The 9828-nt window shown below is 61.1% G+C and carries 8 protein-coding genes; 1 reads left to right on the forward strand and 7 read right to left on the reverse strand.

Features of this window, described 5'->3' with window-relative positions; translation table 11 throughout:
* Positions 1-102: 102 nt before the first annotated feature.
* The 7 genes from PGW49_RS10060 to PGW49_RS10090 all read right to left on the reverse strand — a co-directional run bounded on the left by PGW49_RS10060 (position 103) and on the right by PGW49_RS10090 (position 8534).
* Positions 103-2127, reverse strand: a complete 2025-nt coding sequence (locus PGW49_RS10060; protein ID WP_270226409.1) for a bifunctional metallophosphatase/5'-nucleotidase — start codon at positions 2125-2127, stop codon at positions 103-105.
* Between the two features lie 158 nt (positions 2128-2285).
* A complete protein-coding gene (locus PGW49_RS10065; protein ID WP_055250279.1) occupies positions 2286-3080 on the reverse strand; it encodes an ABC transporter ATP-binding protein in 795 nt (264 codons plus the stop codon).
* Positions 3073-3996, reverse strand: coding sequence for an ABC transporter permease (locus PGW49_RS10070; RefSeq protein ID WP_138374757.1), 924 nt, complete (start codon positions 3994-3996; stop codon positions 3073-3075). The genes PGW49_RS10065 and PGW49_RS10070 overlap by 8 nt, the downstream gene beginning before the upstream one ends.
* 203 nt (positions 3997-4199) lie before the next feature.
* The gene (locus PGW49_RS10075; RefSeq protein WP_022093885.1) at positions 4200-5180 is read right to left on the reverse strand and encodes an ABC transporter substrate-binding protein; all 981 of its coding nucleotides are present in this window, start codon (positions 5178-5180) and stop codon (positions 4200-4202) included.
* Positions 5181-5340: 160 nt separating this feature from the next.
* Positions 5341-6126 (reverse strand): hypothetical protein, encoded by a 786-nt coding sequence (locus PGW49_RS10080; RefSeq protein ID WP_022093884.1) that lies wholly within the window; start codon positions 6124-6126, stop codon positions 5341-5343.
* A 259-nt stretch (positions 6127-6385) separates the two neighbouring features.
* Positions 6386-7789, reverse strand: coding sequence for an asparagine--tRNA ligase (gene asnS / locus PGW49_RS10085; RefSeq protein WP_138374758.1), 1404 nt, complete (start codon positions 7787-7789; stop codon positions 6386-6388).
* A 181-nt stretch (positions 7790-7970) separates the two neighbouring features.
* The gene (locus tag PGW49_RS10090; protein WP_040359007.1) at positions 7971-8534 is read right to left on the reverse strand and encodes a PTS sugar transporter subunit IIA; all 564 of its coding nucleotides are present in this window, start codon (positions 8532-8534) and stop codon (positions 7971-7973) included.
* A gap of 243 nt (positions 8535-8777) precedes the next feature.
* Here PGW49_RS10090 and PGW49_RS10095 point away from each other — a divergent pair, with 243 nt between their 5' ends.
* Complete coding sequence (locus PGW49_RS10095; RefSeq protein WP_138374759.1) at positions 8778-9680, forward strand: alpha/beta hydrolase; 903 nt, start codon at positions 8778-8780, stop codon at positions 9678-9680.
* Positions 9681-9828 lie beyond the last annotated feature (148 nt).

The following is a 9828-nucleotide window of genomic DNA, read 5'->3' on the forward strand; positions in this document are numbered from 1 at the left end:
CTAACTGCGGGAATGGCCTATTCGCTCAATGTGTTCGGCTGAGATCGGAAATCAACCGATATAAGGTTTACGCGGCGGGGCTGCAAGGCCCGGCGGTGTAGCTTAGCGTCGACGCTTCCAGATAATGCCGAGGATGATGACGATGATGCCGCCGATAAGGCACGCGCCAACTACTGCCAGCGTGCGGTCTCCCGTTGCGGCGAGCTTACCGCTCGTCTTCTCGGTGCTGACCTTCGTGGTCGTCGTGTCCGTCTTAGGCGAGGGCTTAGGCGTCAGGGCCGGTGTGGGCGTGGGGTCCACGGCTACGGAGCCGAAGCTGATGGTGCCGGCGAGCCCGGCCATCTTGCTCTCCCAGCCGTTCTGCCCAATCAGCGCCCTCAGCGCCGCCTCGCACGTGCCCCACTCGGTGTACTTGGTGGCGTGTGCAAAGGTGGGAAAGTCGGTCGTGTTGGTAATGATGTAGTTGTTGGTGGCGACGGTATAGGTCTTGGCGGGGTCGAGCGTGCTGCCGTCTTTGGTGAGTGTGGCACTCACAATGCGCTTGCCTTCGGGCTGCGTCCAATCAATCGTCACGTTGATGCCGCCAAAGGAGAGAACGCTGCCAGAGTCATCGCGCCACTTGTACTTGTCTTGCGCCTCCTGCTCGGTGTGACCGGCCGCCACATAAGCCTGCTGAAGCTCGTAGCTGTCGTTGCAATCGTCGCTGATTTGTAGCGAGTGCTCGAGCGCTGCGAGGAAGTCCGCGCCGGTCATGGTCCAGGTCTCCACGGTGTTGCCGTAGGGCGAGATGGCGATGACGTTGCCGGCGGTCACGTTGCCCGCCGCGATGCCGCCGCGGATGCCGCCAGCGTTTTCGATAGCGAGGTCCGCGCCCGTCAGGTCAAGATAGGAGCTGCAAATCACGCGGCCGATGGTCTGGGCCTTGGTGGTGTCGCCCTCCTTGCTGGGACGGAAATCGGTGGTGCGCACCATTTCCCAACCATGCGTGCCTGCGGCGTCCTCGCCGTAGAAATAGTTGGTGGTGGATGTGCCGAGCACCTTGTTCGATTCGTTTTCAAAGGCCTCGTCGAGCGGCTTGATCTTGTTGCGGACGGCTTCAAGGCAGCTTTGGTAGTCGGAGCCCTTGTCGGGGTCTGCCAAAAGGTCGTTGACGTTCTTGGCGGTGTAGAGCTTCTCGTCGCTGCCGTCTGCAGGGACCGTGACCGTGTCATCGTCGGTCGTCTCGGTGCCATTGGTGTCGTACTTGTACGGAATGGAAAGCAGCCCCACCTCGGCAAAGGCGCTGCCTGCCTCGACAACGTGGATTGTCTTGCCGTCGGCTCCCGTCACCTTCTCGTTAAGGTTGATGTGCTCGTGGCCTGCGATAAGGGCATCGATGCCACGGAGCCGTGTGGCAAAGGTCTTGGCGTTGAGCGTATGCGCGATACAGACGACAACGTTGCAGCCCGCCTTGCGCAGCTGCTTTGCCTCGGTATTGATGGCGTTCGTGGCACTCGAGAACGACGTGCCCGCGACCAGGTCCGCGCGCAGCGAGGATCCCAGCGACTCATCCATGGCACCCACGACGCCGACCTTGATTTTGTAGTCGAATGTGGAGTGATCCTCGCTATCCTCCATGGTGCGATCGAGCGTCTTCGTGATGCTCGAGCTCCATACGCCGCTCGTAGACTTCGCGTTCGCGCAGAGCATGGCGAAGGGCGTGCCGGTGGTGCTGTAGCCGGTCATGGTGCGGAGCTTGTCCGCGCCGTAGCTCCAGTCGTGGTTGCCCGGCGTGGTCGCGTCGTAGCCGTCTACATAGAAGGTGTCCATGAGCTCGGCGATGCTCTTGCCCTCGCTCATGGTGGCGAAGGACTGCCCGTGGAAGGTGTCGCCCGCATCGAGCAAAAGATCGGGGGCGTTGCCCTGGGCGCTATAAAGGACCGCCAGTCCGTCGAAGCCGACGGTGCCGGTGCCCTTGCTTGCGTTGTAGCTGTACTTGTAGCTGCCGTGGATATCGTTGGTGTGCATGACGGTCACAGAGCCGTCAATAGCGGCGGGCAGGTTCCCGGCGAAAGCGAGGCTTGGGGTGCCCGCGAGCGCGCCGGCAAACAACGCGGCGGCTAACGCAAGGCGGGGGAGTCTTTTCATGGCAGTTTCCTTAGTCCTTAGCCAGAATGTCTGGTTGAATATCGGATTATCGACATAATATGCGAAAACCGCCGCAAGGACGTTTGCCCCTTTGCGGCGGTTTTGACGTTTGTGCAGATAAAACCTACCAAAATAAACTTGTCCCTTTTTGGCAGGTTTTAGCTCAGCAGCATGCGGTCGTTGGCGAGCTCGCCGCCCGAGACCTCCTCGAACTTCTGCAGCAGGTCGGCTACGGTGAGCGACTTCTTCTCATCGCCCGCCACGTCGTAGATCACGTGGCCTTCGTGCATCATGATCAGACGGTTGCCCAGACGGATGGCGTCATTCATGTTATGCGTGACCATGAGCGTGGTCAGGTGGTTCTCGTCGACGATCTCCTCGGTCAGGTTAAGCACCTTAGAGGCCGTCTTGGGGTCGAGGGCCGCGGTGTGCTCGTCGAGCAGCAGCAGGCGCGGCCTGGTGAGCGTGGCCATCAGCAGGGTGAGTGCCTGGCGCTGGCCACCCGAGAGCAGGCCGACCTTGGCGTTGAGACGCGTGTCCAGACCAAGGTCCAGGCGCTTGAGCAACTCAACGTACTCATCTTTCTCGGCCTTGGTGACGCCCCACGAAAGGCCGCGACGCTGGCCGCGACGCTTGGCGAGGGCCAAGTTCTCGGCAATCTGCATGTCGGCAGCGGTACCGCGCATGGGGTCCTGAAACACGCGGCCCAGGTACTTGGCGCGCTGCGACTCGCTCAGGCGCGAGATGTCGGTGCCGTCGAGCTCAATAACGCCCGAATCGAGCGGGTACACGCCGGCGATCATGTTGAGCAGCGTGGACTTGCCGGCGCCGTTGCCGCCGATCACGGTTACAAAGTCGCCGTCATTCAAGGTGAGGTCGACGCCGGTGAGCGCGCGCTTCTCGGTGACGGTGCCCTTGTTAAAGGTCTTCTTGACATGCGAGAGCTTAAGCATCTGCCTCATCTCCCTTCGTGTAGGAGCTGCGGAGCTTATAGCGCTCCCAAACCACGGGCACGCACAGGGCCACAGCGACAATTACGGCGGAGAGCAGCTTCATGTCGTTGGCGTCCATGCCCAACTGCAGCACGATGGCGCGGATAAGGAAGTACACCACGGAGCCAAAGACGGCGGAGGCAAGACGGACGCTAAACTGCGTGAGGCCGCCGGGCAGCAGACGGCCGAGCACCTCGCCGATAACAATGGCGGCAAGACCGATAACGATGGCACCGGTGCCCATACCAATGTCGGCATACTTTTGGCTCTGGCAGATGAGAGCGCCCGAAAGGCCGATGAGGGCGTTGGAGAGCACGAGGGCGATCATCTTGGTGGAGTTGGTGTTGACGCCCAGAGCGCGGATCATGTACTCGTTGTTGCCGGTGGCTCGCAGCGCCGAGCCGATCTCGGTGCCAAAGAACCAATACAGGATGGCAACGATAGCCACGGCGAGCAGGATGCCCAAGATGATGGTAACGGTGGACTGCGGCAGACCGGTCATATTGCTGACGGCGGAGAACACGGTGCCCTTGGCAAGAATGGGCGTATTGGACTTGCCCATGATGCGCAGGTTGATGGACCACAGGCTGATCTGGGTGAGGATTCCGGCGAGGATCGCGGGAATCTCAAAGACGGTGGTCAGAATGCCCGTGACGGCGCCCGCGATGGCGCCGGCGCACATACCGGCCAGCACGGCGAACAGCGGGTCGACGTTGTTATTGACGATGAGCACAGCGCAGACGCAGCCGCCGAGGGCAAAGCTGCCGTCGCAGGTCATATCGGGAATGTCGAGCAGGCGGAACGTGATAAACACGCCAAGCACCATAATGCCCCAGAGGACGCCCTGCGAAACGGCGCCCTGCAATGCAATGAGCATGCTTCATACCTCCTAGGATAGGGTGGACACGTGATTCACCATAATAGCGGTAACAATGCATAGACGAGTTACGGACAGACGTTTTGTTTTACCTGAAACAAGCAGGGCGGACGCCGGTCTACAGCGCCCGCCCCTGTGGCTCAGATATTGAATAACGCGGCTAAAGCGCGAGCACGGGCTCTAGACGCATGCCGCGTATAGCATTACGCGTCCAGAGCGGAAAGGTCGATGCCCAGGGCCTCGGCCATCTCGTCATTCTTGACGACGACCAGGTCCTTGCTCGAGAGGTGTTTGATCGGCATGTCTTCGGGCTTGGCCTCGCCTTTCAGGATCTTAACGGCCATCTCGCCCGCGGCGTAGCCCAGGTCCTCATAGTTGATGGAGAGGGTGAACAGGCCGCCGGCCATGCACATGCCCTCCTCGCCAGTCACGAAGGGGAGCTTGTTCTCCTTGCAGATCTGGCCCACCTGCGAGGCGCCCGCGGCGATGGTGTTGTCGGTGGGGGAGTACAGCGCGTCGACCTTGCCCACGGCAGACTCGACGACGGACTGAATCTCGTTGGAGCTCGAGACGGTGAAGTCAGTGTACTCGAGGCCCAGCTTGTCGAGCTCCTTCTTGGCGGCCTTGATCTGGACGTCGGAGTTGGACTCGGCGGTGCAGTAGAGCAGGCCGACCTTTTTAACGTCGGGCAGGACCTTCTGCATCATCTCGAGCTGCTCGGCGACCGGGGTGAGGTCGGAAGCGCCCGTGACGTTGGTGCCGGGCTTGTCGTTGTCCTGGACCAGGCCGGAGGCGGCGTAGTCGGTGATGGCGCAGCCCACGATGGGGATATCGGCCGTGGCGCCGGCGGCAGCCTGCGCGGCGGGCGTGGCGATGGCATAAATCAGGTTGACGTTGTCGCCCACAAACTTGTCGGCAATGGACTTACACGTGGACTGGTCGTTCTGGGCGTTCTTCTGGTCGATCTTGACCTTAAGGCCGCTCTCCTTGATGGCCTTGACAAAGCCGTCGTTGGCGGCATCGAGTGCGGAGTGCTCGGTGAGCTGCAGAACGCCGATGGTGTAGTCGGAACCGGCGGCAGCAGAGCCGGAGCCAGAGTTGCCGCCGCATCCGGCGAGCGGGGCGAGCGCGAGCAGGCCGGCGGAGACCAGAAGGCTCCTGCGGCTGATGGTGATGTCCTTCATATCATTACCCCCAGTATAAAAATGGCTGGAAACACTGCACTGGGACAAAGTGCAAGTGGAACTATAGTAGCGCTGATGTCCATTTTTACAACAGCCTGGCGGGTTTTTTAATACAGAATCGGATGGGCGGTACGGGTAGTCGAATGGGCGGCGGAGGGTCTTATGCGGCGGAGGAGGCGTCGTCCTCGTCTAGGGCGGCGAAGAGCTTCTTGCCGTCGAGGAGACGTGTGGTGACGTTTCTCATTCGGCCAATCTCTACGGTACGCAACGTGTCATCGGCGCCTCGGGCGTCGTAGACCGTTCCCAGCAGATACGAGATGCCATCGCGCTGCCTGATGGCAAAGGGACGGAGTGTCATCCGTGCTGCTTCGGTTTCGCCACGCGTCGTGACGCTCGAAATATCAAAACTCACCGTGGTTCCGTGGTCGATGGCCTGCTCGACGAGCTCGCACGTGTCGATGCGCTTGATGGGCGTGCGTGTTGCCTTGGTAGCCTTGCTGCCTGCGCTTGGAGCAGGTTCGGGTGTATCGAGATAGCCGCGAACGTCGGCACTCGCCATGGCAACTAAGTGCTGCGCCATGCTCTTGCGGATGGCGATAGGCGTGGAGCGGTTGCGCATGACCATACCGTGGAGCCGGATGATCTCCTCGTCGGTGAGTGGACGGGTCAAGAGCCGATACCCCACGCCGCGCTTGTATTCAATCTCATATCCGGCATGGCGAAGCGCGGAGATGGCGGTGTAGATGCTGCGCCGCGCCGCCGAGATGGGCATGCGGGCGGGGTCGTCGGGATGGGCGAGGCGCCGGATCAGCTCATCGGAAAGCATGGCCTTGTCTTCGCCGGTGTTTTCGCTCAAGAGCTGCAGGATACGAACGGCGCGATAGGCTGCCATCGAGGCGGCGCCCCTCGTCGTGGTGTCGTAGGTTTCAACAGCGGCTTCGGTCATCGTGCCCACGTCCTTTCCGTTTTGGGTGGCGACGGTATGGAGCCTAGGACGTGGGGCTTTCCCAGGGGCGCAGGGCGCTCTGGGCGGTCGGTAGTCGTCGGCAAACGGTGGGTCGAGTTTTCAACAGCCCTGCTCAACTGACCAAAAACTTGCCAAAAGCTTGACGGATGCTGTTGAAAAAAAGCGTCTCTCGACCGATGTCGAGAGACGCTTATGCGATGAGCGTTGGCGTGTGGCGACGCGAGCTAGCGTCCGACGATTAGAAGTCGGCGTTGCCCACGGTGCGCGGGTGCGGCAGGACGTCGCGGATGTTGCCCACGCCGGTCAGATACATGACCAAGCGCTCGAAGCCCAGACCGTAGCCGGCGTGCTTGCAGGAACCGTAGCGGCGCAGGTCAAGGTAGTACTTGTACTGCTCGGGATTCATGCCCAGGTCCTTGATGCGGGCCTCGAGCAGATCCAGGCGCTCCTCGCGCTGGGAGCCGCCGATAATCTCGCCGATACCGGGAACCAGGCAGTCGGCGGCGGCGACGGTCTTGCCGTCCTCGTTCATGCGCATGTAGAACGCCTTGATCTCGGCCGGGTAGTCGGTCACGAAGGTCGGGCGCTTAAAGTGCTCCTCGGTCAGGAAGCGCTCGTGCTCGGTCTGCAAGTCGATGCCCCAGCTGACGGGGTAATCAAACTGGTGGCCAGCAGCGACTGCCTGCTCCAGGATCTCGACGGCCTCGGTGTAGGTAACGCGGGCAAAGTCGGAGTTGGCGACATGGTCCAGGCGCTCGAGCAGACCCTTGTCCACAAACTTGTTGAGCATATTGAGCTCGTCGGGGCAGGTTGCCATGACGTCCTTGAGGACATACTTGAGCATGGCCTCGGCGTTATCCATGTAGTCGTTAAGGTCGGCAAAGGCCATCTCAGGTTCGATCATCCAAAACTCGGCGGCGTGGCGCGTGGTGTTGGAGTTCTCGGCACGGAAAGTGGGGCCAAAGGTGTACACGTCGCCAAAGGCCATGGCAAAGTTCTCGGCATTGAGCTGGCCGGACACGGTGAGGCTCGCATGCTTGCCAAAGAAGTCCTGGCTCCAGTCGACCTCGCCGGACTCGGTGAGGGGCGGATTTTTGGGGTCGAGTGTGGTCACGCGGAACATCTCGCCGGCGCCCTCGCAGTCACTCGTGGTGATGATGGGGGTGTTGACGTAGACAAAACCCTGCTCCTGGAAGAAGCGGTGGATGGCGGCAGCCGCGACAGAGCGGATGCGGAACACGGCGCGGAACAGGTTGGTGCGCGGGCGCAGGTGCTGCTGGGTGCGCAGGAACTCGACGGTTGCGCGCTTCTTCTGCAGCGGGTAATCCGGGGCGCTCGTGCCCTCGACCTCGATGGAAGTGGCAGAAAGCTCGAAAGGCTGGGGTGCATCGGGGGTCAGTTTGGCGGTGCCGGTGCAAATGAGTGCGGCCGAGACGTTTTGATGGGCGATCTCGTCGTAGTTGTCGAGTGCCTCGCGGTTCATGACGACCTGCAGGTCGCGGAAGCAGCTGCCGTCGTTGAGCGTAACAAAGCCAAAGTTCTTCATGTCGCGGACGGACTTGACCCAGCCGGCGACGGTGACGGTCTGGCCGCCGAGCGACTCGGCATCGGCATAGAGCTGCGCGATTTTGGTGCGGTTCACGTATCCTCCCATAACGGTTGAATGATAGTTATCCATACAGTTCGATATTCTAGCAGCTCGGCTCATTTGGGCTATACAGATAAAGCATTGGCGGGATGGTTTTTCAAACGAAAAGCGCCCGCGGCCAAATGGTCGCGGGCGCTTGACGAGGTGCCTTTTGGCTGTGTGGCGCGGGGCCTGGCTACTTGGTCTTGGCAACCAGCAGCGGGTCGCCAAGCTTGACGAGCGGGTTGCCGCCGATAAGCGTTCCAGACTCGCCGACATGGTCGATGCTCTTAAGACGATCGAGCTCGGAGACGATGACGGTCACGATGTCCTCGTGACCAGCGGCCTTAATGGCCTCGCGGTCGAAGCTGATGAGCGGCTGGCCTGCCTTGACCACATCGCCCATCTCGACAAAGCGGGCAAAACCCTTGCCGTTCATTTCCACGGTGCCCAGGCCAACATGGATGAACACGCGCAGGCCGTCCTCGGTAATCATGCCGATGGAGTGGTTGGTGACGGTGGTGGCGCCGATGCGGCCGTTGGCGGGCGCATAGATGGTGCCGGTAATGGGCTCGATGCCATAGCCCTGGCCAAGCATGCCCGAGGCGATCGTCTCGTCGGGAACCTCGTTCAGGTTGACGAGCACGCCGTTGACGGGGGCATAGATGACGCCTTCGCGGGTGGCGAAGCTTGCTGCGGGCGGAACGGACGCCTCGCCGGTCGAGGTGAAGGTGGACTTAAGCGAATCGAGCAGACCCATAGTTGCCTCCAACTTAAATAGGCGCATATCGCGCGTTTGGTTTGCCGGAAACGTTTCATATGTGTTTCGCGGCTTGGTCAACGCCCCCTATTCTACGCTGCTCAACGATACCTCTGAACTGGGATTATGTGATATATCAGTTGAAGGGAAACTTATTGCCGGAGTGTTTCTGCGCCACGGGTTCAAGTGGGGTCGCTTGAAGGCGAAAAACAAGGGCGCATAATTTGCGCGAAGGGAGCACATATGATTGTCGAGAACCATGCGCTGTGGGGCGAGGAGCCGACCGAGGATTATCCGGCGACGTTTACGTATTTGGGTGCCGAGCCGCTGCCCGATAAACCGAATGGCCGCCGCCCCGCGGTGATCATCTGCGGCGGAGGCGGGTTTACACATATCGCTCCGCACGAGCAGGACCCGGTGGCGTTTGCATTTTTGGATCACGGTTACCAGGCCTTTGTGCTCAACTATGTCACGAGCTCTACGGGTGACGTGAGCTTTCCGCACCCCCAGGCAGATCTTGCCAAGATGGTCGCCACGGTGCGCGCCAACGCCGACGAGTGGCATGTCGATCCTAAGCGCGTGTGCGTCGTGGGATTCTCGGCGGGCGGCATGATCTGTGCCTCGCTGGCAACGCAGTGGAAGACCGGCCCCTTCGCGGCACTTGCCGGGGCACGTCCGGACGACATTCGTCCCGATGCCGTGGTGCTGGGCTATCCGCTGCTCGACTTTGCCTATGTGCGCGACATGCAGACGCGCGATCCGCGCATTGACTTGCGCGTGCCCAAGACGGGCGGCAAGACGGGGCGCGATTTGCTCAACGACTACCTGTCGATGGTGACGGGTGGCGAGGCAACTGACGAGCATTTGGCCGATATCTGCCCCACCACGCATGTTTCGCGTCAGATGCCGCCGACCTTTGTGTGGGGCGTGTCCGACGACAAGACGGCGCCGATCGCGCAGGTCTACCCGTTTGCGCAGCGCATGGCCGAGGAGGGCGTTGCATGCGAGATGCACGTCTTCGACCAGGGTGGTCACGGCCTTTCGCTCGGCAACGCCAACACCGCGGTCGACAACGAGGACAAGCAGGTGGCGGTCCGTCCCTGGATCCGCCTAGCCTTCCGCTTCCTGGAGCGCCACGGGTTTTAGTTACGGCGTTTTACCAAACGCCGTAACCACTTGACGCTGCAAGCCCGCCAGGGCGGCAATCTGCCTTTCAACTTCGGCGGCATGACCAGAAGGTCAATGCCCTCCTCTTTCACGTCACCTTGCTCGCTTAGGGGCGTTTTCGCTCATA

Origin of the sequence: Collinsella aerofaciens, assembly GCF_027679495.1 — a bacterium.
GTDB lineage: Bacteria > Actinomycetota > Coriobacteriia > Coriobacteriales > Coriobacteriaceae > Collinsella > Collinsella aerofaciens_AK.

Coding starts and splice junctions, on each gene's coding strand:
- PGW49_RS10065 (WP_055250279.1), bottom strand. CDS start 3,080: ATGCTTAAGCTCTCGCATGTCAAGAAGACCTTTAACAAGGGCACCGTC.
- PGW49_RS10090 (WP_040359007.1), bottom strand. CDS start 8,534: ATGGGTCTGCTCGATTCGCTTAAGTCCACCTTCACCTCGACCGGCGAG.
- PGW49_RS10095 (WP_138374759.1), top strand. CDS start 8,778: ATGATTGTCGAGAACCATGCGCTGTGGGGCGAGGAGCCGACCGAGGAT.
- PGW49_RS10070 (WP_138374757.1), bottom strand. CDS start 3,996: ATGCTCATTGCATTGCAGGGCGCCGTTTCGCAGGGCGTCCTCTGGGGC.
- PGW49_RS10080 (WP_022093884.1), bottom strand. CDS start 6,126: ATGACCGAAGCCGCTGTTGAAACCTACGACACCACGACGAGGGGCGCC.
- PGW49_RS10075 (WP_022093885.1), bottom strand. CDS start 5,180: ATGAAGGACATCACCATCAGCCGCAGGAGCCTTCTGGTCTCCGCCGGC.
- PGW49_RS10060 (WP_270226409.1), bottom strand. CDS start 2,127: ATGAAAAGACTCCCCCGCCTTGCGTTAGCCGCCGCGTTGTTTGCCGGC.